Source organism: Gillisia sp. Hel_I_86 (assembly GCF_007827275.1).
Taxonomy (GTDB): Bacteria; Bacteroidota; Bacteroidia; order Flavobacteriales; family Flavobacteriaceae; genus Gillisia.
Genome location: NZ_VISE01000001.1, coordinates 4,078,781 through 4,102,222 on the forward strand (window position 1 = coordinate 4,078,781; position 23,442 = coordinate 4,102,222).

Sequence of the window (23,442 nt, forward strand, 5' to 3'; positions counted from 1 at the left end):
GTGTTTTTAATTAAAATATAATACAAGCGCCCCGGTCACCAATAAATTCAAGAGGGAGAGCGGTAAAAGGATTTTCCATCCAAACGACATCAGTTGGTCATACCTTGGCCGGGGCAATGCAGCCCGCAGCAAGACAAAGAACAGGATAAAAACAAATGTCTTGATAAGGAACCAAAGTACCGGGGGCAGGAAGCCAAATCCCAGCCAGCCCCCAAAAAACAAGGTAGTGGTCAAGGCCGAGATAAACGTAATGCCCAAATATTCCCCTACAAAGAACATCCCGAACTTCATCCCGGAATATTCTGAATGGTATCCCGCCACCAATTCGCTTTCCGCTTCCGGAATGTCGAAGGGAAGGCGGTGCGTTTCAGCTATGCCCGCTATAAAAAATATCACAAATCCCAAAAACTGGGGAATAACAAACCATCCCCCTTTCTGTGCCAGGACAATATCGGTCATATTGAAAGACCCGGCCATTATCACGACCCCCATTAATGAGAGGCCCATAAAAACTTCATAAGAGATCATTTGTGCCGATCCGCGGATAGCGCCGAGAAGGGAATATTTGTTGTTGGAGGCCCAACCGCCAAGCACCACGCTATAAGCCCCCAACGACGACATGGCCAGGAAGAAAAGCAGACCGATATTGAGGTCTGCCACCAAAATCCCGGGCGCAAAGGGAATAACCGCAAATCCGAGCAATATGGCGGCCATAATGATGCCCGGGGCCAGGATAAACACTTTTTTATCGGCAAAAGGCGGCACCCAGTCTTCTTTAAAAAATATCTTGATCATATCGGCTGCAACCTGAAGCAGGCCAAAGGGGCCTGTACGGTTGGGGCCATACCGGTCCTGCCAGAGGGCCAGCATCCTTCTTTCTACCCAGATAAGGCCGGCGGCAATGCTTACAAGCACCAGCAGGATTCCCAGTGAAATAAGGATATATTTTAAATTATCATCCATTGCTAATCGATTTTATCGTCGTCCAAAATGGAAATTCAATCCCCGCGGTTTCCTTCAGCCCTTTTGGCAGGCCAAAAATGCCTTGTGGTATTCCGCTATGCAGCCTGGCCGGAAAATGATGTTTTTCAGCTTTAACAGAAATTTCGAGCAGGTCTCCTTCCTTAATATTGTGGTCCAGGGCATCGTCCTCATTTAGCGCAATATAAGCTTGGGGGATCCTTTCCTTTACTGCCGGGCCTTGTGCACTCAATTCATCTGATCCGAAAATATGATAAAGGGGCAGCACCCACCATTTACCCTGTTTAGGGGAAAAGTGGGAAGGTATATTTTCCGAAAAATCCAAGTTGGTAGTTTCTACGGATCCAAATAAACGCTTCCCCGGATTTCCCCCATGCAAGGGACCTCCTACTTCAATCTGGTATTTATTGATCGCCTGTACCGAATTCCATCCCGGGGTCCAGTAAAAAGGTGTGATTGCAGCAGGTGGGGCCCCGGTAAAACCTTCCATCGTAAAGGAGAGTGCGGAATCGGGGTCTTCTGGCGGTTTGGGTTCGCTTACCCCCGCATCTGCGTGCATGGCCGTCCTTCCGCTGTACCGGTGGGGCTCACGGGGTATTTTTTGAGTTCCCTCCCTAAATCCAGCAGGGGGCGCTACGGATTGTACTGCTTCTAATTCCGGAAATTCCCGCACCATGGCGCTCACAATTTCATCCAAATTTGCCACAGATGGCTTATCGGTCATGATTTCCTGTATCCATTCCCAACTGCTTCTGATATCGTTATCAGGACGATGGGCCTTGTAAAAACGCTGTGCCCTGCCCTCGTTATTGACCACTGTACCATCGGCTTCGGCAAAAGTCCCGGCCGGCAAGATGTAATTGGACTGATTGGTAGTCCCATTTTCCAAGTAATCCAGGCTGATAATATTTTTTTGCTGCTGAAAAAAAGTGTCCGTACTTCTTTTGTCCATGCGCTGGTACAAGTCGTTTTCCATGATTATTGCCCCATCGGCACGATCGGCCCTTTCAAAAGCATCGTCTAAAGATTGATTAGAGATCATCGATAATCCTATGGAATTCACTTCCGGAACCACATACAGGAGCCCGGGGTATTTTCCCTGTGCTTTCAACGCAAAAGCCAGGGTGGCGGCAGCCTGTACAATGGCTTCATTGTATAAACTGGTACCCGCAACGATAAGTGGTTTTTTCGCATTCAACATCGCTTCGGCAACCGAAGAGGCTAGTCTTTGGGTTTTCTTGTCATTTTCTACAGAAGGTAATTGCCCATCAATAGTGTTGGCAACGTTATAGGCCAGGCGGGCGATATCATCGGGATGCGCGTAATATGATTGTGTCGCAATTTCGTCCAATTTCGTTGTATTGATGGTGGCCACATAAAAGGGCCCCGTAGCTTCCTGTACAACTTCCCTAGTGGCGGCATCGTTCCAAACCGGGATTTTCAAGTCTTTCGCCACTTCGCCAGGCTTGTTCTTTGCGGCCTGTCTGAGGTTAAGTGCTAACATGGGCGCCGTGTTGGTGACGTCTTCCCCCAAAATGAACACCGCATCATATTCCTTTACCTCATTCAACGAAGGGGTTGTTACTGTTCCTTCTTTCAGTATTTTAATGATCTGATGGATCAGGATGGCTTCGGAAGCTGGGATCCCGGCATAGAAGTTTTCGGCACCTACCCATTTGCGCAATAAAAAATTGGATTCAAGGGAAGCTTTGGGCGAACCAATACCGATTAATTTTTTTCCGCTGGTGATCTCCCTTATTTCCTGAACAGCTTGTTCTTTAATAACTGGTATAAAACTTTCTTTGGTCTTTGTCAAAGGAGCTAACAATCTTTTTTCACTGTTCACATATTCATAGCCAAACCTGCCGCGGTCGCATATAAAATAGCCGTTAACATCGCCGTTGTAGCGGCTCATGATCCTCCTAATGCTGCCATAACGTTCCCCACCGATAATGTTGCAGCCTAAAGAACAATTATGGCATACGGAAGGCCCATTGGTAAGGTCCCATTTACGGGTATAATGTTTTTTTAAGGGTTTATCGGTAAAAACACCCGTAGGGCATACTTCCACCAGATTGCCGCTGAATTCATTTTCCAAAACGCCCGGTTCATGGCGCCCGAAATAAATATCGTCATGGGCCGAAAAAACGTCGAAGTCTTTTCCACCGGCGTAATCTTTATAGAACCTTACGCAGCGATAGCACTGGATACACCGGTTCATCTCGTGATTGATGAAAGGCCCGAGGTATTGATTGTTATGGGTCCTTTTATTGAAACGGTACCTTCTGTAGTTATGCCCTGTCATAACGGTCATATCCTGCAAATGGCATTCCCCGCCCTCGTCGCATACCGGGCAATCGTGCGGATGGTTGATCATAAGTGCCTCCACATTGTCAGCTCGAAACCCATGTGCTTCCGGGGCTTGAAGGGAGATGCGCACATTTTCGGTTACAGGTTCCATACATGCGATGACCAGTTTGCCTTTTTTGTCATCGGCATCTTTGTATTTGATAATGGCACATTGGCGGCAGGCCCCCACCGATCCCAACTCGGGGTGCCAACAAAAGTAAGGGAGGTCCATCTTGAGCGAAAGGCAGGCTTCGAGGAGGTTCGTGTTTTTATCTACCTCGTAAACTTTATTATCGATGTTTATCTCTACTTTCATGATTTCCAGGGGCATGTATGTTCGTGGATATGTTTTTCAAAATCTTCCCTAAAGTATTTCAAGGCGCTTTGCAAGGGCTCCATAGCACCCGGGGCCAGCGCACAAAAGGTGTTTCCCGGGGCCATATACCTTGTTTGAAAAGTGAGGATATCCAGGTCTTCCATTTTACCGCGGCCGTCTTCAAGCGCATCAAGGATCTTGGCTGTCCAGGGCAGACCTTCCCGACAAGGCGTGCACCAGCCACAGGATTCCTGGGCAAAAAAATGTTCCAGGTTGCGCACCATCCCGACAGGGCAGGTTTTATCATCCAGAACAGTGATCGTGCCGGTGCCCAGCCTGCTGCCCGCTTGCTCCACATTTTTAAAATCCATAGGCACGTCCAGATGCTCGGTGGTAAGAAAATCGGTAGAACCCCCACCGGGCAGGGCGCCTTTAAAATTATACCCATCCTGCATCCCCCCGGCATGCACTTCCAGGAGTTCGCGCAGGGTGGTACCTAAAGGCAGTTCCCATAGACCGGGTGTCTTCACCCGACCGCTTGCCCCATAAAGTTTGGTGCCACCTTCTTCAGATTTGCTCAACTGTAGAAACCATTCGGCACCATTGACAATGATATGGGGTACATTGCTCACGGTCTCCACATTGTTGACAACCGTGGGTTTACCAAATAGCCCGCTAACCACCGGGAAGGGCGGCTTGGCCCTGGGGTTGGCCCGCTTTCCTTCCAGGGCATTTAACAGTGCGGTTTCTTCCCCACACATATACCTTCCCACGCTTATATGCAGTGACATGTCCAAGTTAAAACCACTTCCCATGACATTTTCCCCAAGATATCCTGCCTCAACAGCTTCCTGAAGGGCTTGGGTAATGGCTTTGGCTGCTCTGTGATACGCCCATCGCAGGAAAATATAACTGAAATTTGCCTGAATGGCATAAGCTCCTATAATGGCCCCTTCGATTAATTGATGGGGATTTTCTTCCAGCAGCAACCGGTCTTTAAAACTTCCGGGCTCCATTTCGTCCCCATTGACCACAAAATATTTGGGGGTGGGCGCTTTTCTGCCCATCGGCACAAAGCTCCACTTCATCCCGGTAGAAAAACCGGCGCCACCACGCCCTTTTAATCCGGAATCCTTTACCAATGTGGTAAGTTCTTCCGGTGGCATGGAAAGTGCTTTCCGCAATGCCTGGTACCCCCCGGTTTTTTCATATTCCTTCAGGTTAAGCCAAGTGCCATCGTTTTTAATATGTTGGGTCAGTGGTCTTTCCATTTTTTTATTCAGCATTTCAAATATTCAACGTTCAACGTCCAATGTTCAACGTTTGTTTAGTGTTTAGCCTGTCTATATTCTTTGTTCTTTCTTCTTAGTTCTTGGTTCTTGATTCTTTGTTCTTGGTTCTTCCTTTTCCCCTTATTCATATTTTTTCAATATTTCTTCGAGCTTATTTGGGGTCAGGTCCCGGTGGAGGTCTTCATCAATGATCAGTGCCGGGGCATGATCACAAGTGCCAAGACAGGGAATTGCCAGTAGGGTGAAACGGTCGTCGGGGGTGGTTTCGCCATATTCTATGCCCAGTTTGCCTTTTAAAAAGGCCAGGATTTCTTCGTAGCCCATGATCCAGCAACTCATACTGTTGCAAACCAGGATCACATGCCTGCCCACCGGCTTACGGAAGATCAAACTATAGTAAGTGGCCACACTATCTACCGCGTCCGGGGACATCTCCAGGATGGCCGCAAGTTCTTTTAAGGCTTTATCGGAGACCCAGCGGTGGTATTTCTGAACGACCTTGAGCCCCTCGATACAAGCCGCACTTTTTAGGGGAAAATGCGAATAGATCTCCCGGATTTCGGTTATTTCCTTTTCTGATAAAATATTTTCTTCTGCCATTTTTAATATCCTTTATCGGTCAATATCCGAGAGCACATAATCCACACTTCCCAGAATGGCCATTAAATCGGCTATGGTATAGCCCTTGCTGATTTGCGGCACAAATTGCATATGCGGAAAAGAAGGCGTACGGATCCTGGTCCTGTAGGAGGAGGTACTATTATCGGCGATGAGGTAGTAACCATTGTGGCCTTTGGTCGCTTCTACCCCGCAAAATGCTTCCCCATGGGGTATCGCCGGCCCCCAGGTAGTGTGCACAAAATGATGGATAAGGGTTTCAATGTCCTTCATAGTATGTTTTTTTTGAGGGGGGGTGGTAAGTGGATGCTCAGATTTATATAGGCCTTCCGACATATTGTGCAGGCATTGTTCAATAATGCGCAGGCTTTGCCTAATCTCTTCTATGCGAACCAGCGACCTGTCGTAGCAGTCCCCATTCTGGCCAGTGGGAACCTCAAATTCAAATTGTTCATATCCGGAATAAGGCTGCTTTTTTCTGAAATCCCATTCAAATCCCGTGGCCCTTAATCCCGGGCCTGTGATCCCCCATTCTATGGCTTCTTCGGTGGAATAAACGCCAATGCCCACTGTGCGCGCCTTGAAGATGCTGTTTTTCATCACCATCTTGTCGTATTCTTTCAGTTTGCCTTGTAAATAATCAAGGAGTCCCTGGATCAATTTTTCCCAACCTTTAGGTAAGTCCTGAGCTACTCCCCCAATACGGAACCAGTTGGGGTGCATTCTTGCGCCGCAGATCGCCTCAACGACGCCAAGTACCTTTTCCCTGTCATTGAACATCAGGAACACCGGGGTCATCATCCCCAGATCCTGGGCGAAGGTACCGTACCAGACGAGGTGGCTCGAAATCCTAAACAATTCGCTCATCATGATCCTGATGACCTTTGCCCGGTCGGGAACGTCTATACCGGCCAGTTTTTCCACGGCCATTACATAGGGGAAATTATTCATCACGCCGCCCAGATATTCCACCCGGTCGGTATAGGGAATATAGGTATGCCAGGACTGGCGTTCGCCCATTTTTTCGGCACCGCGGTGGTGAAAGCCTATATCGGGCACAATATTCACTATTTCTTCCCCGTCCAGTTGCAGGACAAGCCGTAAGATTCCATGGGTCCCGGGATGGTGCGGCCCCAGGTTAAGGAACATGAGGTCATCCTTTTCAAGGGTTTTGTCCAGCCCCCATTCTTCGGGGTTAAACTGGAGTGCGTCCTGTTCCCTTTCCTGCTTGTCATCGGGAAGCTGAAAGGGCCCCATTTCGGTGGCCCTTGCGGGATGGCATTTTTGGAGGGGATGGCCCTGCCAAGTTAGGGGCATTAAAATCCTCCTTAAATCCGGGTGACCCGTAAACTTCACCCCAAAAAGATCATAGACCTCCCTTTCATACCAGTTGGCGGCAGGCCATACAGAGGTAACAGATTGTAGGGAGGGTTCTTTGGAAGTGAGTGGTACCTTTAGGCGCAGGAAAGCATTCCTTTTAAAGGATAGCAGTTGATATACAATCGTGAAACGGCTATTGGGTTGTCCCTCCCGGAACTTTCTGGCTTGTTCATCTATTGCGGTAAGGTCGTACAACATTTTATAAGGTAGGTCCACTTCGTTTTTCAGAAAATGCAGTACCTCAACGATGTGGCCGTCATGGATCCAGAGGGTGGGAAATTCATCTTTGGTCTCCTGAAGGGATAGCACCGCCTCTTGAAATTTGTCTTTTAATATGGAGGTTATCTCCTTCATCCTTTTATATCACTTATTTTTTCCTGTCTTTTTCTGGCTTTTCAGGCTAGGTTTAAAATCCGGTACCAGAAAAAAGAACAGAGAAATTGGACAAGCACTGCAAAAACTATAAATGAAGCGCGATAAATCCTTTTCTCCTCTATCCTCTTTCATCCTTATTCTTTTTGAAAACCCTCTTTTATATAATTCATTTTCCAAATGGGCTATAGGCTGCAATACGGAGGAACCCTATTATCAGCTTTTTTATCTTTGATAGGGAAAACATTTTCCCTTATGTAACTCTTCAGGTTATTCAATTACGGGCTGTCAGCTTCCATACTGACCTGAAGATCTTCTATATTCCCAATTAACCATTAACCAATCCCCAATTAACCATTAGCTATATTTCATCAGGTGTTTTTATATTGGTCATTTTCAGCCTTTCCGGTCCTTTTAGTGCTTTCATGGAAACCTCTTCGGGCCGTACGATCCCTTGGGGGCCCATTTTCCAATTTAGGGGCCTCCTTTCTTTACCTACCTGTTCCCTTAACAACAAGATTGCTTCCAGAAAAGCATCGGGCCTTGGCGGGCATCCGGGCACATATACATCTACGGGCATAAATTTATCCACTCCCTGCACCACACTGTAGATATCATACATGCCGCCTGAGTTGGCACAGGCACCCATAGAGATCACCCAGCGGGGTGCCATCATTTGCTCGTACAAGCGTTTAATGACCGGAGCCATTTTAATAAATACCGTACCGGCAATAACCATCATATCGGCTTCGCGCGGGGTGCCCCGGATGACTTCGGCACCAAACCTGGCAATATCGTATTTGCTGGTAATGCTGGTGGCCATCTCAACATAGCAACAGGAGAGCCCAAAATTGAAGGGCCAGATCGAATTTTTTCTGCCCCAGGCCACCATGCTTTCCATATTGGTCAAAAGAACATTTTTTTGAACGGTTTCTTCAAAGGAGCTACTGCCTTCTATGGCTGCCGTAGGATCGTTTATTTTACTGGTCCACCACTTCATAGGAAATTGTCTTTTTTTATTTTTTTATGGTATGCTTGAAGGATTACCTTGCCATTGGGGCCAAATTCCAGCGCCCCGATTCTCCACAGGTAGATGAGCAGGACAATTAGTTCAACTATAAATATGAGTATGGAAAAATACCCCACCCATCCTGTTTCCTTTACGGAGATGGCCCAAGTAAATATAAAAACCGCTTCCAGGTCGAAAACCACAAAAAACATGGCGATGAGATAGAAATGTATGGGAAACTGCAATCGTGCCGACCCGGTGGGCTTGATACCGGCCTCATAGGGTTGGTTTGTAGCTTTTTCGGAATGCTTTTCCCCTAAAAAATAAGAAGCAACCATCATCCCTGCTACCAGTAGCAATACGGCAGCGCTATAGACGATAAAGGGCCAAAGTAGAACCGGGTTGGTATGTTCCATTGAAATTTAGTTTTTCCTAGATCACCGATTTATAAAAGTATAAAACTTCTCATAAGAAGACCACTGATATTCCAAAATTATTTATTACCATGGTAGTCTTGCTGCACAATTATTGTTTAAATTTATATAATTTCGTATAAATATCCTTTACATACATTTAAAATACGCCTCTAAGGAGCCGCCCTCACGACCACTCCCGCAATGAGATAAATTTGTTATAGCAGCTAAGAAATTTTTCATGATTTTCAATTGACGGGCAGGTAGTCGGGTGTATCTCAATTTTCACGGAAGCAAAACCAAGTCTATGAAGAACAGGAGAACATTCATCAAAAAATCGAGCCTTTTCCTAGCGGCCACAGTCCTACCCTATTCAGGTATTTACAGTTTTGGCCCGACCAAAAAATTAGGTGTTGCCTTATTGGGACTGGGCAATTACGCCACTAATCAGCTTGCGCCCGCATTACAGGAAACCCAGCATATAGAATTGCGCGGTATTGTAACAGGCAGCCCAAATAAAATCCCCACCTGGAAACGGAAATACGGCATCAAGGACGCCAATGTCTACAGCTATGAAAATATGGACAGCCTTGCCGATAACAACGATATTGATGTGGTTTACATCGTAACGCCCACGTTCCTACATTCCAAGTACGCCGTGATGGCGGCAAATACGGGAAAACATGTTTTTTGTGAAAAACCCATGGCCATGACCACCGCTGAATGTCAGGATATTATTGACGCTTGCAACCAAAACAAGGTAAAGCTTGCCATAGGTTACCGTATGCAGCATGAAAAAAACACCAAACAGATCATAGAATGGGCAAAGACAAAACCTTATGGCCCCATACAGACCATAGACACCGCGGCCGGTTTCAGGATCGGCAATCAGGGCGGCTGGAGGCTTGATGGGGCAAAAGGCGGAGGCGCCATCTACGACATGGGCGTATATCCCCTTAATGCGGCACGGTACAGCACGGGCCTTGAGCCCCTCTCTGTAATTGCAAGGCACGAAAATAAGCGTCCGGAACTCTTTCAAAACGGGGCCAATGAGATCACGTATTTTGATCTGGAGTTTCCCCAGGGTATGAAAGCAGATTGCCTGGTCACCTATAACAAGGGCTACAACCACCTCAAGATTAAATGTACCAGCGGGGGATATGAGCTTTCCCCATTTCAGAGCTACACCAGCGTGAACGGTACCACAAGGGATGGTCGGATCCTCAGCCCCTGCAACTGCAACCAGCAGGCCATCCAGATGGATAACGACGCCCTCTCCATCATTAACAATGAACCTATGCTCGTGCCCGGCGAAGAAGGTAAGCGGGATATACGTATTGTAGAGGCCATTTTTGAATCGGCCAAAAATGGGTCTAAGAAGATGCAATTATAGCACAGTTTCTTGGCAGCCCCAACATTTATATTAAAAGGCAATATTTACTCTAACTTTAATATCAATTGAGCAAATTGCACTCCTATAGCATGGTCTACGCTTGGTATAAACGAATTTAAACTTGTATCTGAAACCATAATTTCCCCACTTGCATTTATTAAGCATGACCAAGTTGTTCCTTGTTCTACATGGGTAATGGTAGCTTTAAACACTGCTTTGAATATCTCCTCTTTATAAGTAATTGCTAACAAACAATTAAAGGAGATTGGACCATGCCTTGATGAAAAATCCTCCGATGGAACAATCCCTGTAAAGCTAAACAAAATAGGGTCTTAATCCTGAACTAAAATGGCATTGACTTCGGGACTATGTGTCGTTAAGGTTTTAAGGTCCAGGGAACCATTTACTATTTTGGAATCATAATCAAGAAATAAGGATAGTTTATGGTTTTCTGCTTTAATAGGCTTATCATCAACAATGGTCCTCATCTTTAAATGACCTTCTCCTGTTTTATATATCCTTTCTGAGTTGACTGGTAAAAACCAATAAATAAGAACACAAAAATAATATATTTGGTTTTCATAATGCCGATTTTGAAGAACTGGGCCATAACTTGGAAAATCTTTTTATTAATGCTGTTTCCTATTATTTCTACTGGATTTAGAGCTATATTTAAAGAAAAAAACTATTTAAACAGTAGTATTTATAGTTAAAAAGAACAATCACATTGGTTTGTTAAAAGTAGTTGGTAGCCATTTGACGACAATATTACGTTAAAATTAGAGGTTCTGAAAAAAAAAGTTGTAAATTGAAACAACTAAAAGTCACTCACTTAAAAGAGATAGAGCCTTAAGAGTAAACAAAATATTGAAATTAAATGAACTGCTTATCCACTTCGCACATGTAGGATTATTTCATAATTTTGGAGATGTCAAAGATAGAGGATTATCCGAGGAACTATCAAGAGTTCCTTGCCAGGTTCAGGAAAGAAGAGGATTGTCGGGACTATATTATCAAGTTACGTTGGCCCAACGGCTTTCAATGCGGAAAGTGTGGGGACGGCGAATACTATGTCAACAATAGGAAGGTTATCGAATGTGGCAAGTGTGGTCATCAATCCTCCGCCACTTCGGGCACGATCCTGCACGGGACAAGAAAACCCCTTCTGTTAAGGTTTCACGTCATGTGGTGGGTAGCGGCGCAGAATACAGTGGTAAGCGCGAGCAATTTCAAGGATTTCATGGGGTTCGGGAGCTATCAGACTGCTTGGTCGTGGCTGCACAAGTTGCGGCGGACGATGGTACGCCAGGACCGGTAAGACCGGCGGGGGCGGGGCGGAAAAGACCTTAGTTGTCGTGTCGGGAATGCCTCGGAAAGGAGATAGGGCGTGTACGGTTCAAAGGTATCGACGCTGCGGACGGCGAGAACCTTATATGGGGTTCATAAAGGAAAATGTCGAGAAGGGAAGCACCGTCATAACAGACGGCTGGCAGGGCTATTCCCAATTGGCGGGCTCAAATTACGACCACGTGAAAAGACCGATAGCAGGCAGTGGGCAGCAGGCACACGAACTATTGCCCCATGTACATATGATTCCCTGTTGAAGAGGTGGATAAACGGTACCCATCAAGGGAATATATCCCCTAAGTATCTGGGGTTCTATCTGGACGAGTACGCCTTCCGTTTCAACAGAAAGCTGTCGACCCACAGGGGGAAATTGTTCTACAGGCTTGTCCAACAGTCGGTAACACCGGCACCGAGCCCTCTAAAATCCCTGAAGGCCGGGAAAATGGCTCAACGTGTTTAAAGTAGATAAGCAGTTTCAATTATTTAATTTTTAAGTTGAATTCAATCATTCGTGAATTATGAAACAAATTATATTACTAGTCACGTTTTTATATTCGTGTATTACTTATGCCCAAGATGAAAATTTGGTTTTCCATTTTCAAGTTCAAAAAAACTTTTTAACCTCGGATTACGATTTAGTTTTAGGTGAAAATGTTACAATGTGGAAAGAAGTGAGTGATCCAAAACAATCAGAATTTAATCCTACATACATACCTGATGAAGATTATAAAAGGAAAGTCTTATTTAAAAACCTAGAATCGAAAGAAGTATTCAGTGAATATGATATATTAGGAGCTCATTTTTTTGTAAACGATTCTTTGCATAACATGGATTGGACGTTAATGGAAAATGTATCCGAAGAAGTGTTAGGCTATGCTTGTAAGAAAGCTAAATCAACTTTTCATGGCAGAGAATATGAAGTTTTTACACTGATGAAATAGCCATTAGTAATGGGCCGTGGAAGTTTGGCGGTCTACCAGGAATGATTCTTAAAGTAGTCGCCAAAAGCGATAGAGAAACTTATAAGATGGAATGTTACAGTATAGAAAAACACAAACAAAACACCGAATCTGAATTTACTAATTATTTAAAGAAGAACAAAAAAAAGAAGTTTCAAACATGGGGTGAATTTGTAGAAGATTTTAATTCGTTTTTGGACAGATATATAAAAGGTTTAAAATCTGAAGTAGAAGCAGAGGGTGATAGTGGATTTACCCTACATTTTAGAGCATGTTTAAAAACGATTCACAAGAATCATTCGATTCTATTGAGGATAATCTGACAATTCTGCCACAATACCCAATATTCCTGACTTTCCGGTGTTTTTTCATAATCCTTGTCCAGTCGCCTGAAGAAATTGAAGATCCCGAAGGTCCTTTCGGTGACCCATCTCCACTTTACCGGGACAAAGCCTTTCGAGGATGGCGGGCATGACGAGATCTCCACTTCCAGCCCTATTACCGTCCTCTCGACCCACTCCATGAACACCTTCTTGTAGGCATGGTCGGCCAGTATCTTTTCCATCCGGTCCAGATAGCCCAACAGGGGCTCCACCACCCTCTCGGCCACCGCCCCGTCGGCCTGGTTCGCCGCGCCTACCACAACGCCCCATACCAGGCCGAGGGTATCGGTGATCGCGTGCCGTTTCCGTCCGTTTATCTTCTTGTTCCCGTCGATGCCCTTCGACTCGGAGGTCATCGGCCCCGCCTTGACGGACTGGCTGTCGATCGACAGCATACTGGGTGTTGCCCCCTTTCCCTGCCGCTTCCTCTCCATCATGTTCAGCCCTGCGTTCAGCCTTGAAAGGGTGCCGTCCCGGCCCCACTTCCTGAAATGGTAGTAGACGCTCTCCCATTTGGGAAAGCATTCCGGTAGGTTCCGCCATTGGCAGCCGGTGCGCAATATCCAAAGGATGGCGTCGGCAATGTCGCGCAACTTATAGTGGCCCTTGATTTTAACGGGAAGGAATTTTTTCATAATTTCCCACTGTTGGGCAGTCGATCGGGTGTATCTCGATTTCATAAACTCTGTTTTATTTGTGAACTACAAAGTTTATACTGCCCAACTTTTTTTACAAACTTTCACCCAAATTTGTTTTTAAACATGCTCTTAGTGTAGACAACCATTTAGAAATTTTTTCAGAAAAGGTGCAAACTAATGGTATATTGCTTGAATTCTAGTTTATATGGAATTTATTTATGGCGTGAGATTAACTTTATATTTCATAAAATTTTTGTCTTTTTCTTTACTGATTTTTAACCCTAAAGTCGTTTATTCTCAAACATTGGATATCTCAGTGATTGATAGTTATGGAGAAAACACAAGTCCTGTGATAGTAACGGTTAGTGAATTGTCTGACAGTTTAACAATTAAGGAATTTTTTGAACTAGAAAATGGCAAAGGAAAAATAAAGTTAACTAGAACTTACGAAAATATAGTTATTAATTTTAAGAGTTATGGGTATTTCAATAATTCAAAGATTATTGATAAAAATGAACCTGATAGTATATATGCTATACAGGTGGTATTAAAAGAGAAACCACCTGTAATACTAGATGATATAATCGTATTAGCTAAAAAAAAACCTTTTAGAATTGCTAAAGATACTATCTCTTACAATGTTTCCGTATATTCGGACGGAAGTGAAAGAAAAATACAAGAAGTCATAAAAAAATTACCCGGGATATTAGTAAATGAACAATCGGGAGAAATAAAATACAAAGGAAAATCTATTGAAACCGTTACGTTAGATGGTGATAACTTATTTGGGTTCAACTATACCTTAGGCACAAAGAATATCAATGTGGATATGGTAGAGCAAGTTGAAGCCATAGATAATTATGCAGAAAATCCACTTTTAAAAGGTATAGAACAAGGTGGTAAAGTTTCCCTCAATTTAAAATTAAAGAAAAGAAAAATAGATGTCTCAGGTAATATAGATTTTGGTAGTGGTTGGTTCGGAGGTGGAGAGCAAGCTTTCAATTTAAATTCTAATTTACTAGGGATTACTAAAACTTATAAATCCTTTGCTACTTTGGCCTATAATAATGTGGGGGTGAATCACACTCCTTTCGATTACTTTGGCTTTAATTACAGCTTGGAACAGGAAAAGGAGCGAGATTTTTTTGCGGAAAACATAATTCCCGAAACTCGTTTTTCCAATATTTTAGAAGATAGAAGAGCAAATATCAACAATCAGTTTTTTGGGAACTACAATGCTATTTTTAAACTAAACCCAAAATTAAGCATTAAAACAAATCTATATTATCTACAAGACAGAATTACTACGAATCAACTTTTTCAGAATGATTTCCAGATAAATAATGACATTTTTACAACTACAGATAATACTTTCATTACCAAAAAACCACAACAATACCGTGGCGATTTGGAAATAAAATACAATACCTCAAAAACATCTTTGTTGGAATATAATTTAAGATTAAGACAAGAAAATATCGAAACACCAACTATGGTTATTCAAAACCAAACCGATGAATTTACTACCTTTTTAAATACAGAAGATTTTTACTTAAAGCAAGATTTATTATGGACAAAAAAACTAGCAGATAAGAAAGCTTTACAACTTTCACTTTTTCATTCATTTAATGATTTGCCACAAACTTTTAGCATAACCCCATCTTTATTTGATGAAGATGCTTTAAATGACAACCAAGAAAGTGAGTTTAAAAGGACATTTTTGGAAGGAAAAGCAACTTATCTAGGTTCAGGGAACAGAGACAAATATACTTTTACTTTAGGTGCTAATTTTAATTACTCGCCATTGATATCGAGGCTTTTTAATTCAGAAGAAACCATTTCAGAAAACAATTTTGATTACACCAAAAGTAACATTTTCAATACAGGAGTTTATAATTTTAATCGAGGTAAATGGCAACTTTCGCCATCATATTCTGTTAGAGTTTTAAATCAGAATTTAGAACAAAACATAGTGAATGAGGAACAAAATCAAAATGATTTCATTTTTGAACCAGCCTTATACTTAAAGTATAAATTAAACTCTATTTCGTTTTTATCTGCTAATTTGGGTTATAATCAAAATACTAGTGCAGAGCAATATTTCTTTTTAAATCAAGTACTTATTAACAATAGAACCACTATCAGTAATTTGCCAAGTTTGGAATTGCAGAATAGCCAACGGTATAGTTTATTGTACTTTAATAATGATTTGTATAATCAATTTGAACTCAACGCTAATGTGAGTTATCAAAAGTCAACAGGAAACTTTTTTACTAATCAAAACATCACAGAAACTACCACACAAATTGAATATTTCTTTTTACCACAAGATAACAGCAATTGGAATATGAATATGCAAATTTCAAAATATATTCCATTTATAGAATCAACACTTAAATTAACGAGTAATTACACCTTATCCAACTTTAGAAATATCGTAAATAATTCAGATTTACGACAAAATAAAAACCAATATCTAAGTAACTCATTTTTTTGGAAAACAGCTTTTGAAATACCTGTAAATTTTGAAAATACATTTACCTATCAATATTCCAATTCTAAAAGTGAAAACCAATCAGCTTTCATTAATAGATCTTGGCAAAACACCTTTAAAGTGATTGTAAAACCGAATAAAAAATGGTTTGCAATATTATCATCGGATTATTATTTACCCAATACCGAACAATCAGATGAGCAATTTTTCTTTTTAGATGCAACTTTAAGACATAGACCAAACAACAAAAAATGGGGAGCAAGTTTCACAATGCGAAACATTACGAATGAGAATAATTTTGAGCAAGTTCAAACTTCTGACATTTCAACAACAATATTTAGAAGTAACTTACTGCCAAGATATTTTTTACTAAATCTGACGTGGAATTTTTAAAATAAATAAAAATACGGATTAATGAAAACGGCTACCAACACCGTATTCGTGAGCAGGTCTTTGACCTCAATGGGGCCTAAATTTGCCCGCAGGAGCCCTACGGATATCTACTTTATATTCCTGACCTTGATCAATTTCACAATATCCCTCCATAAGTTATTAACCTCCATCTTTGTAAACCCTGCTTTTTTCAGGTTATCTATGGTCTGACGGTTAATGTTGGCCCCCCAAATATTCAGGGGGACAAAATTGAACCAGTCCATTAATCTACCTAGGAATTTTTGTTTGCTTCGCACGTGTTCCAACATGAGGAGCTGGCCGCCCGGTTTTAAAACCCGCCTTATTTCCTGTAATCCTTTTACCGGATCGGGTACCGAACAAAAAACGCAGCTGGTTACCACCGTGTCAAAAGTGTTGTCTTCAAAAATCATGTCCTGGGCATCCATTTCGATAAAACTGATTTTGCGTGGATCATCCTGATATTTCAATTTCGCTCTTTTCAACATGTTTTTGCTAAAGTCAATAGCGGTAAGCTTCACCTCTTCAGGATAATAGGGAATATTTTTTCCCGTGCCAATACCAACTTCAAGTGTATTACCGGTAACCTGGCGGGTAAGTTCCCGTCGCCATTTTGAAAATTTGGCGGTTTCCATAGGGCTTTCCATCCAATCGTAGCATCTGGCTACACGATTGTAACGATTTTTTATCTGATCGGGTTTGGTCATTATCCTAATATTAAGCTATTAAATTCTTAGAACTCCATCCTCACATGTTGGCAAAACTGGATCGCTTTTTATGGTGGGAACCGAAACTGCTTTTAGGGGTCCTGGTACATTCAATCGTCTATTCATTCCTGTACGAAACTTGGTTTTTATTAAAGTACATACAGCTTAAATGGGTATCAACTGATCTTAAAATTCCGCACCATGCCCATATCTTCATGTTACAGGTTATGGCAGTGGTACAGAAACAGGCCTTTATAATTTTCAAAATGCATAATGATCCTGATCTTCATTCCCGGCATAAGCAGCACTGTGTCCTGCCAGCCCCCGTCTATCAGGCCGTCTTTTATGGAATCCCAGATAGCCCGGTCCATTCCCGAACTGTCTCGCTCCAAGATATTAAACTGGACCAGATGGAGGTGAATGGGATGGGGCATCTGCATCATCTGGCCCATACCACCGCAATCATCAGTATTTCTGTTCATCATACCGCCACCGGTATTGGATCATTCCCAAACTTGCGTGCTGCCCAATTTTACCGTTTCATGATCGGTAGCTTCATTAAATTCAAAAGTTTTTCCGTTGATGGTCCATTGCATTCCCTCCATAAAGAAATAAAGAATTAAACCACCCTGCACTAGAAGTGCAGGGATTTTTTACTATCAGGACTGAAAGTCCTTCTTTTTCTTACTCAAGTATAAAATCTGAATTATCATTACTATCTTTCCTTCTATGATGTTCTAAATATTCATTTACCATTTTGTCTGTTATATTCCCGCTGCTCCAAGCACCATAACCGCTCGACCAAAAATGATTGCCCCAATAACGCTTTTTTAGGACTGGAAACTCTTGCTGAAGTTTGCGGGAGGAACGACCTTTCAAACTTTTAACTATAGAGCTCACGTTTAGTTTTGGAGCATACTCTATATGCATATGAACGTGATCTGGACTAACAACACCTTTTAGTATCTCGATTTCCTGAGCTTCACAAACCTGTATTAAAAGTTCGCGACAACGAGCTTGGATATCCCCCTGTAGAACCTTGTATCTATATTTTGTAGACCAAACAATATGACACGTCAGACGAATAACTGTATGTGAACCTTTTCTTATATTTGTACTCATAGATGCGAATGTATAGATTTTTTCGCATCACTAAAGTTCTGCAATGAAATTGCAGGGTTTGAACCCTAATCTGAGACCAATCAATATCCAATTTCTTCTTTAAAGTTTCGGTCACATTGATCTCGGTTAAAATACCCAAGCCTTTTTTTTTAGGTGTTCCGCTACTTTCTGAATGGCTCAACCAAAATTCTTTTATTTATGAGTAATTTTGAGAAACAGTAAACTATGAATTTATTTTTTTAATTCTTTAAAAAGTTTTTTTGGGCAAACGCCCAATTGTTGAATATGCCTATTTTTTAGGCTCTTTGCACTGGAAGCCCCAATGTTATCCAGTCATGCATTCCTCCTCTATAATATAAAATTTTGTTGGCCGGATAACCGGCATCTATAAGTTTCTTTATTGCTGTTGATGACTGCGGGCATTGTGGTCCATTACAAAAAAATATACTGGGATGATTTTTATCCAACTCACCCATCCTTTCCACGATCTTATCATAAGGAATATTTTTTGAGCCAGGAATACTTACTTCTTCAAAAGTATCGGATTTTCTTGCATCAATAATGGACAGGTTCATTTTTTTGTGATGAAACACTTCCAATTCCCCAACGGTAGGGACCCCTTTTGCAGCTTCCATGGGTTGAATACTTCCCCATGTAGTATCAACTTCCACCAAACCGGGGTTTTTATTTATACTGATGGGAACCATATGATTTTTGGCCCTTTTTGGGGTTCTGATATCAGATATGTCCTTATTTCTTTCTATCAATTCGGCTATCTGATCCATTTCGGGCATCCCTATAGCTTCCACTTTTTCATCTACAATTAACAATGGTGATCGCTTTAATTTATATTTTTTCATTAATTCTGGATGACTTTCAAAATAAAATACCTTATAGGGCAGCCATGCATCCTGAAATATCTTTTCAAGTAAAGGCCGGTGATTGCACGTTTTGGTAGCTGCTATTATAATCTCCATAAAAATCTTCTATTTAGCGTTAAAAATCAGTAGTTTCCAGTTAAAAACTATATGATGTCCCTCCGGGACATTTATTTATTGGTGGTTTATGTATTACCACTATTTTGCCCCGCTGGGGCGCAATGCCGTTAGGTATTTAATATTTGGTAATCAAACACAATCGCTCAAAAGTTCCGTTCCGCAGGAACGGCATATGATATAGAACTTTTCAGAATTAATCAATACTTTTATCGAACACTACTGATTAAAAATTATTTTTTTTATTTTTTTGGAAAGTTCATCCTATTAATGCTTGTGCTTTTGCTCCATTTTATCCTTCATCTTCTTTTTCATCTCTGGATCCCCTTCCATCATCTTGGCCATGCGTTCCATCATCATTTCCCGCATTTCGGGGTTTTCCTGCATCATTTTTTGCATCCTTTGCATCATCTGTTCGCGCATTTCTGGGTTTTTTTGCATCATTCCCTGCATTTTTTCCATCATTTGCTTGCGCATTTGCGGGTTTTCCTGCATCTGGGCCATCATCTTCTGCAGCATTTCCGGCTTATCCATCATTTTATTCATCATCATTTCCTGCATTTCTGGGTTGTCCTTTATCATTTTTTCCCTGTGAGCCATCATTTTTTCCTTCATCTGCGGATTTTGCATCATTGCTTTCATCCCATCGCTTTCCATCATTTTCATATGGTTTTCCATCAGCATCATTTTGGCTTCCGGGTTGTTTTGCACGCTTTCCATAAACTCGTCCAAATGTGCGGGGTTGGAAACGATTTCCCGGTAAACCTGTTGCCGGTTTTGTTGGGTTTCCATAGCAGTGGGTGCATCAAAGGTGGCTTTACACCCGAGCAGCAAGCTGAACAAGCTTATCGCGAATAAAAATTTTACTGTTCTTTTCATAATTTATCTGTTTTTGATTACTATTCAGTGATATCCAAATTTACAACATTAGCGCCCGCCCGGCAACAAATTGGTTGTCATAGTGGCAAGGATAGGCCAGTTGCGGCTTCGCTGAAAGTGGTGTTTTTTAATGTTGTCCTTATGTAATAGTTCGTGATTTTCGGATTATTTAAAATTTGGGCGATCTGAAACAAATGTAAGGCCAATAAACCGGAAATTCTGTAACATAGAGTACACAAGGGGTATTTTTTTGTACTTACTTAAAGAACCCTGAATTCCAAGCTGTTTCTCTGTATAATTTCTACGCGTTGTAACTAAAGTTACATTCAAGCAATAAAAAATTAAACCACCCTGCACTAGAAGTGCAGGGATTTTTTACTATCAGGACTGAAAGTCCTTCTTTTTCTTACTCAAGTATAAAATCTGAATTATCATTACTATCCTTCCTTCTATGATGTTCTAAATATTCATTTACCATTTTGTCTGTTATATTCCCGCTGCTCCAAGCACCATAACCGCTCGACCAAAAATGATTGCCCCAATAACGCTTTTTTAGGACTGGAAACTCTTGCTGAAGTTTGCGGGAGGAACGACCTTTCAAACTTTTAACTATAGAGCTCACGTTTAGTTTTGGAGCATACTCTATATGCATATGAACGTGATCTGGACTAACAACACCTTTTAGTATCTCGATTTCCTGAGCTTCACAAACCTGTATTAAAAGTTCGCGACAACGAGCTTGGATATCCCCCTGTAGAACCTTGTATCTATATTTTATAGACCAAACAATATGACACGTCAGACGACTAACTGTATGTGAACCTTTTCTTATATTTGTACTCATAGATGCGAATGTATAGATTTTTTCGCATCACTAAAGTTCTGCAATGAAATTGCAGGGTTTGAACCCTAATCTGAGACCAATCAATCAAGAACCTCGGGGCAAGCCCACGAGGTATGCATTGGAAAATATTTTTAAAAATTCGAGGCAAGCCTCGGGGAATTAAACCCTCAATGAGGGATTAAATTTTGATTACACTTGATTATGCCACTAAACTATAATTTCTTTATCTTTAAACACAGGTTAAAGTTATGAATTTACTACATTTTATAGAACAATTTCCTGATGAAACCTCCTGTAAGGTTCATCTGCGAGATGTAAGGGAAAGGGATGGCCTAATATGTAAAAAGTGCAATGGCACGAAACATTATTGGCTTAAGGCAAAGTGGATGTGGCAGTGCAGCGACTGCCGCTTTAGGACAACTCTACGCAGCGGTACGATGATGGAGCATTCCAACCTACCGGTCCGGACATGGTACCTGGCCATGGCGTTTATGACCTATAGCAAGAAAGGGATATCTGCCACCGAACTCCAGCGCCAGCTTAACCACTCACGTTACACCACGATATGGTCCTTGATGCACAAGATAAGAACCGCCGTGGGCAAGCGCGACGACCTGTACAAACTGGAGGACATGGTAGAGTTCGACGAGGGCTATTTTGAAGTTGCCACCAAAGAAAAGGACAAGCAGCAACTAAAGAGGGGTCGCGGAAGCCAGAGACAATCCAATGTGGCTGTAATGGCAGAGTCCACACCTTTGGAAGATTTGCAAACGGGCAAAAAGTCAAGTCATTGCCGATACTTTAAGATGAAGGTATTGGACACGCACAGAGCAGAAGAGGTAAACACCACTATTGCCAATAGCTTTGATGAAATGTCGATCGTATTCAGCGATAAGAGCACATCCTACGTGGATATATCAGACTATGTTGAAATGCATGTGACCGAAAAATCGAGCAGGGAAACCACGGTCACAACCCTTAAATGGGTGCATATAGCAATTAGCAACGCAAAGCGCACCCTGTTAGGTATTTACCATAAAATAAAAGGTAAATATCTACAGAATTACCTCCATGAATTTTGCTATAAACTAAACAGAAGATATTTTGGTGAACGTTTATTTGACAGGCTGGTTTTAGCGGTAAGTTTTCAATACTGGTATAAAAGTGTGTAATCAATTAATTCATTATATTGACTTAGGCACTTAATTACTAATATTTTTTATAAGACATGGCGATGCGTTTACCATTCGTATCATAAGATTTTCGAATATTCCTTCCTTCATGAAGCTTCGGTTGAACCTATAGCAGTACTCATCCAAATAGTCCTGAAGGTCCCAGACGTGGTGGTGCATTCCCCTGAGCCATCCCTTGAGGTTCATTATAGCCCTATGGAGATCGGGGAAATTGGCTCCTTTCTTTCCCGACGGGATCTGCACTAGATTCTCGAAGACCTTGGCCAAGGGGCCATAACCTGACCATTGGTCAGTGGTCACATTGGCATCTACAGCGATATGATGCTTCATGAAATCACCCAACGATGCTGCATCGGCATGGGATATCTCTCGGGCGTAGAGCCTTGAAACGCCCTTTTTCTTTTTCTGAATACCAACTACCACGAGCTTTTTGCTCCCATTTTTTCTTCCACGCACCCCCTCTTCCTGTCCACCAAAGACTGTTTCGTCCACTTCGGCGGTTCCGGTTATGGGGTGGTCTCCAGAGCTTTTCATGGCCTTCATGACCTTGCGCTTGAAAGACCAGCAGGTCTTTTGCCTAAGCTCCAATTTTCGGCTGAGTTCGGTAGAGGTGATGCCCTTTTTGTTTGTGGCCACGAAATAGACTATGTAGAACGCCTTGACAAGATCGAACTTGACCATATGAAAAAGTGTGTTGGCAGTCGGGGACTCCGTATAATTGCAACTGGTGCACTGCCGCGAAGCAGCTGGCACGCCCTTACAGGATTTCCCATGCCCGCATTTACGGCATAAAAAACCGTTGCCCCATTTTAGCTCTGCCAAATAGGCGAGGCAGTCTCCTTTCGAGGAATACCGTTCCTGAAACTCGAAAAGAGATAGGCTTTTAAATCTTTGCTCCATAATTTCAACAGTTGTTTGCCCTAATATAATGACTTTATTACTAATAACAAAGTGCCTAAGTCAATAATTATATTATCTATAAACATAACATAATACCAAGACCAATAAATGATAATAATACTTTCATACTAGCCACGGTATTATATAAAGTTCATTATATTTTATCCAAATATTTTCGATTTTTATCCCCAGACTTTTTAAACTGTGTAGGTGTCATTCCTGTCATCTTTTTAAACTGATTGCTCAAATAGGCAACACTACTATAGTTAAGTTTAAAAGCTATCTCACTCAAGGTTAACTCATCATAAACAATGAGTTCTTTTATGTGCTCAATTTTTTGGTTAAACTGACAACCATTTTTTTATTCAAGAGAAATTGTAAAACCAACAAGTGCATTGTAGTTGGTTTTACGTTATTAGTCTCCAATATTTACTCTAAAACTACCAT

Annotated in this window: 23 protein-coding genes and 2 pseudogenes; 6 read left to right on the plus strand and 19 right to left on the minus strand. The window is 41.9% G+C overall.

Annotation, left to right across the window (positions count from 1 at the left end; all coding sequences use genetic code 11):
- Window positions 1–6: 6 nt before the first annotated feature.
- The 7 genes from nuoH to JM83_RS18210 all read right to left on the minus strand — a co-directional run bounded on the left by nuoH (window position 7) and on the right by JM83_RS18210 (window position 8,733).
- On the minus strand, window positions 7–963 hold the full coding sequence (gene nuoH, locus JM83_RS18180; protein ID WP_144963505.1) for an NADH-quinone oxidoreductase subunit NuoH: 957 nt from the start codon (window positions 961–963) through the stop codon (window positions 7–9).
- The gene (gene nuoG / locus JM83_RS18185) at window positions 956–3,646 is read right to left on the minus strand and encodes an NADH-quinone oxidoreductase subunit NuoG (RefSeq protein ID WP_222430242.1); all 2,691 of its coding nucleotides are present in this window, start codon (window positions 3,644–3,646) and stop codon (window positions 956–958) included. The genes nuoH and nuoG overlap by 8 nt, the downstream gene beginning before the upstream one ends.
- Complete coding sequence (gene nuoF / locus JM83_RS18190) at window positions 3,643–4,917, minus strand: NADH-quinone oxidoreductase subunit NuoF (RefSeq protein WP_144963507.1); 1,275 nt, start codon at window positions 4,915–4,917, stop codon at window positions 3,643–3,645. The genes nuoG and nuoF overlap by 4 nt, the downstream gene beginning before the upstream one ends.
- A 141-nt stretch (window positions 4,918–5,058) precedes the next feature.
- Window positions 5,059–5,538, minus strand: a complete 480-nt coding sequence (nuoE, locus tag JM83_RS18195) for an NADH-quinone oxidoreductase subunit NuoE (RefSeq protein WP_144963508.1) — start codon at window positions 5,536–5,538, stop codon at window positions 5,059–5,061.
- 12 nt (window positions 5,539–5,550) lie between these two features.
- A complete protein-coding gene (gene nuoC / locus JM83_RS18200; RefSeq protein ID WP_144963509.1) occupies window positions 5,551–7,290 on the minus strand; it encodes an NADH-quinone oxidoreductase subunit C/D in 1,740 nt (579 codons plus the stop codon).
- A gap of 379 nt (window positions 7,291–7,669) precedes the next feature.
- The gene (locus JM83_RS18205; protein WP_144963510.1) at window positions 7,670–8,308 is read right to left on the minus strand and encodes an NADH-quinone oxidoreductase subunit B; all 639 of its coding nucleotides are present in this window, start codon (window positions 8,306–8,308) and stop codon (window positions 7,670–7,672) included.
- Window positions 8,305–8,733: an NADH-quinone oxidoreductase subunit A gene (locus JM83_RS18210; RefSeq protein WP_144963511.1), complete on the minus strand. Its 429-nt coding sequence runs from the start codon at window positions 8,731–8,733 to the stop codon at window positions 8,305–8,307. The genes JM83_RS18205 and JM83_RS18210 overlap by 4 nt, the downstream gene beginning before the upstream one ends.
- A 304-nt stretch (window positions 8,734–9,037) precedes the next feature.
- Here JM83_RS18210 and JM83_RS18215 point away from each other — a divergent pair, with 304 nt between their 5' ends.
- The gene (locus JM83_RS18215) at window positions 9,038–10,123 is read left to right on the plus strand and encodes a Gfo/Idh/MocA family protein (RefSeq protein ID WP_144963512.1); all 1,086 of its coding nucleotides are present in this window, start codon (window positions 9,038–9,040) and stop codon (window positions 10,121–10,123) included.
- A 44-nt stretch (window positions 10,124–10,167) separates the two neighbouring features.
- Here the strand turns inward: JM83_RS18215 and JM83_RS19670 are convergent, their stop codons facing one another.
- Complete coding sequence (locus JM83_RS19670) at window positions 10,168–10,374, minus strand: hypothetical protein (protein WP_261376860.1); 207 nt, start codon at window positions 10,372–10,374, stop codon at window positions 10,168–10,170.
- 81 nt (window positions 10,375–10,455) lie between these two features.
- Window positions 10,456–10,611, minus strand: a complete 156-nt coding sequence (locus JM83_RS19675; RefSeq protein ID WP_261376861.1) for a hypothetical protein — start codon at window positions 10,609–10,611, stop codon at window positions 10,456–10,458.
- Between the two features lie 440 nt (window positions 10,612–11,051).
- On the opposite strand from JM83_RS19675, the gene JM83_RS19810 reads away from it, so the two are divergent.
- The 3 genes and pseudogenes from JM83_RS19810 to JM83_RS19680 all read left to right on the plus strand — a co-directional run bounded on the left by JM83_RS19810 (window position 11,052) and on the right by JM83_RS19680 (window position 12,752).
- Window positions 11,052–11,441 (plus strand): transposase, encoded by a 390-nt coding sequence (locus JM83_RS19810; RefSeq protein WP_144963513.1) that lies wholly within the window; start codon window positions 11,052–11,054, stop codon window positions 11,439–11,441.
- Window positions 11,386–11,727: a transposase gene (locus JM83_RS19815; RefSeq protein WP_409994710.1), complete on the plus strand. Its 342-nt coding sequence runs from the start codon at window positions 11,386–11,388 to the stop codon at window positions 11,725–11,727. The genes JM83_RS19810 and JM83_RS19815 overlap by 56 nt, the downstream gene beginning before the upstream one ends.
- A gap of 402 nt (window positions 11,728–12,129) precedes the next feature.
- Window positions 12,130–12,752, plus strand: a pseudogene (locus JM83_RS19680) (GLPGLI family protein).
- Here the strand turns inward: JM83_RS19680 and JM83_RS18250 are convergent.
- On the minus strand, window positions 12,725–13,492 hold the full coding sequence (locus JM83_RS18250) for an IS5 family transposase (RefSeq protein ID WP_144959460.1): 768 nt from the start codon (window positions 13,490–13,492) through the stop codon (window positions 12,725–12,727). The pseudogene JM83_RS19680 and the gene JM83_RS18250 sit on opposite strands and share 28 nt — an antisense overlap.
- A 163-nt stretch (window positions 13,493–13,655) precedes the next feature.
- Here JM83_RS18250 and JM83_RS18255 point away from each other — a divergent pair, with 163 nt between their 5' ends.
- Window positions 13,656–16,337, plus strand: coding sequence for a hypothetical protein (locus JM83_RS18255; RefSeq protein ID WP_144963516.1), 2,682 nt, complete (start codon window positions 13,656–13,658; stop codon window positions 16,335–16,337).
- Window positions 16,338–16,444: 107 nt separating this feature from the next.
- Here the strand turns inward: JM83_RS18255 and JM83_RS18260 are convergent, their stop codons facing one another.
- The 7 genes from JM83_RS18260 to tnpA (JM83_RS18290) all read right to left on the minus strand — a co-directional run bounded on the left by JM83_RS18260 (window position 16,445) and on the right by tnpA (JM83_RS18290) (window position 20,902).
- Window positions 16,445–17,062 (minus strand): class I SAM-dependent methyltransferase, encoded by a 618-nt coding sequence (locus JM83_RS18260; RefSeq protein WP_186435040.1) that lies wholly within the window; start codon window positions 17,060–17,062, stop codon window positions 16,445–16,447.
- Between the two features lie 218 nt (window positions 17,063–17,280).
- Entirely contained in the window at window positions 17,281–17,547 is a 267-nt protein-coding gene (locus JM83_RS19685; RefSeq protein ID WP_315897854.1) for a multicopper oxidase domain-containing protein, read from the minus strand.
- 18 nt (window positions 17,548–17,565) lie between these two features.
- Entirely contained in the window at window positions 17,566–17,697 is a 132-nt protein-coding gene (locus JM83_RS19690) for a hypothetical protein (RefSeq protein ID WP_261376863.1), read from the minus strand.
- 49 nt (window positions 17,698–17,746) lie between these two features.
- Window positions 17,747–18,184, minus strand: coding sequence for an IS200/IS605 family transposase (tnpA, locus tag JM83_RS18270; protein WP_144963518.1), 438 nt, complete (start codon window positions 18,182–18,184; stop codon window positions 17,747–17,749).
- A 296-nt stretch (window positions 18,185–18,480) separates the two neighbouring features.
- Window positions 18,481–19,161, minus strand: coding sequence for a rhodanese-like domain-containing protein (locus JM83_RS18280; RefSeq protein WP_144963520.1), 681 nt, complete (start codon window positions 19,159–19,161; stop codon window positions 18,481–18,483).
- A gap of 285 nt (window positions 19,162–19,446) precedes the next feature.
- Complete coding sequence (locus JM83_RS18285) at window positions 19,447–20,058, minus strand: hypothetical protein (protein WP_261376864.1); 612 nt, start codon at window positions 20,056–20,058, stop codon at window positions 19,447–19,449.
- A gap of 406 nt (window positions 20,059–20,464) precedes the next feature.
- Window positions 20,465–20,902 (minus strand): IS200/IS605 family transposase, encoded by a 438-nt coding sequence (gene tnpA / locus JM83_RS18290; RefSeq protein WP_144963521.1) that lies wholly within the window; start codon window positions 20,900–20,902, stop codon window positions 20,465–20,467.
- Between the two features lie 248 nt (window positions 20,903–21,150).
- Between tnpA (JM83_RS18290) and JM83_RS18295 the strand changes: the two genes are divergently transcribed.
- Entirely contained in the window at window positions 21,151–22,074 is a 924-nt protein-coding gene (locus JM83_RS18295) for an IS1595 family transposase (protein WP_144963522.1), read from the plus strand.
- Between the two features lie 30 nt (window positions 22,075–22,104).
- Here the strand turns inward: JM83_RS18295 and JM83_RS18300 are convergent, their stop codons facing one another.
- Together JM83_RS18300 and JM83_RS18305 are read right to left on the minus strand one after the other, a co-directional pair.
- Window positions 22,105–22,995: an IS1595 family transposase gene (locus JM83_RS18300; RefSeq protein WP_144959948.1), complete on the minus strand. Its 891-nt coding sequence runs from the start codon at window positions 22,993–22,995 to the stop codon at window positions 22,105–22,107.
- Window positions 22,996–23,149: 154 nt separating this feature from the next.
- Window positions 23,150–23,335 (minus strand): annotated as a pseudogene (locus JM83_RS18305) (helix-turn-helix domain-containing protein); the annotation flags it as partial.
- Window positions 23,336–23,442 lie beyond the last annotated feature (107 nt).

Excerpts from the sequence above, each read along its gene's own strand:
- nuoG (WP_222430242.1), bottom strand. The coding sequence starts at position 3,646 with ATGAAAGTAGAGATAAACATCGATAATAAAGTTTACGAGGTAGATAAA.
- JM83_RS18210 (WP_144963511.1), bottom strand. The coding sequence starts at position 8,733 with ATGGAACATACCAACCCGGTTCTACTTTGGCCCTTTATCGTCTATAGC.
- JM83_RS18215 (WP_144963512.1), top strand. The coding sequence starts at position 9,038 with ATGAAGAACAGGAGAACATTCATCAAAAAATCGAGCCTTTTCCTAGCG.
- nuoC (WP_144963509.1), bottom strand. The coding sequence starts at position 7,290 with ATGAAGGAGATAACCTCCATATTAAAAGACAAATTTCAAGAGGCGGTG.
- JM83_RS19810 (WP_144963513.1), top strand. The coding sequence starts at position 11,052 with ATGTCAAAGATAGAGGATTATCCGAGGAACTATCAAGAGTTCCTTGCC.
- tnpA (WP_144963518.1), bottom strand. The coding sequence starts at position 18,184 with ATGAGTACAAATATAAGAAAAGGTTCACATACAGTTATTCGTCTGACG.
- JM83_RS18285 (WP_261376864.1), bottom strand. The coding sequence starts at position 20,058 with ATGAAAAGAACAGTAAAATTTTTATTCGCGATAAGCTTGTTCAGCTTG.
- JM83_RS18295 (WP_144963522.1), top strand. The coding sequence starts at position 21,151 with ATGAATTTACTACATTTTATAGAACAATTTCCTGATGAAACCTCCTGT.
- nuoF (WP_144963507.1), bottom strand. The coding sequence starts at position 4,917 with ATGGAAAGACCACTGACCCAACATATTAAAAACGATGGCACTTGGCTT.
- JM83_RS18255 (WP_144963516.1), top strand. The coding sequence starts at position 13,656 with ATGGAATTTATTTATGGCGTGAGATTAACTTTATATTTCATAAAATTT.
- JM83_RS18250 (WP_144959460.1), bottom strand. The coding sequence starts at position 13,492 with ATGAAATCGAGATACACCCGATCGACTGCCCAACAGTGGGAAATTATG.
- tnpA (WP_144963521.1), bottom strand. The coding sequence starts at position 20,902 with ATGAGTACAAATATAAGAAAAGGTTCACATACAGTTAGTCGTCTGACG.
- JM83_RS19685 (WP_315897854.1), bottom strand. The coding sequence starts at position 17,547 with ATGATGAACAGAAATACTGATGATTGCGGTGGTATGGGCCAGATGATG.
- nuoH (WP_144963505.1), bottom strand. The coding sequence starts at position 963 with ATGGATGATAATTTAAAATATATCCTTATTTCACTGGGAATCCTGCTG.
- nuoE (WP_144963508.1), bottom strand. The coding sequence starts at position 5,538 with ATGGCAGAAGAAAATATTTTATCAGAAAAGGAAATAACCGAAATCCGG.
- JM83_RS18205 (WP_144963510.1), bottom strand. The coding sequence starts at position 8,308 with ATGAAGTGGTGGACCAGTAAAATAAACGATCCTACGGCAGCCATAGAA.
- JM83_RS18260 (WP_186435040.1), bottom strand. The coding sequence starts at position 17,062 with ATGACCAAACCCGATCAGATAAAAAATCGTTACAATCGTGTAGCCAGA.
- JM83_RS19675 (WP_261376861.1), bottom strand. The coding sequence starts at position 10,611 with ATGAGGACCATTGTTGATGATAAGCCTATTAAAGCAGAAAACCATAAA.
- JM83_RS18300 (WP_144959948.1), bottom strand. The coding sequence starts at position 22,995 with ATGGAGCAAAGATTTAAAAGCCTATCTCTTTTCGAGTTTCAGGAACGG.
- JM83_RS18280 (WP_144963520.1), bottom strand. The coding sequence starts at position 19,161 with ATGGAGATTATAATAGCAGCTACCAAAACGTGCAATCACCGGCCTTTA.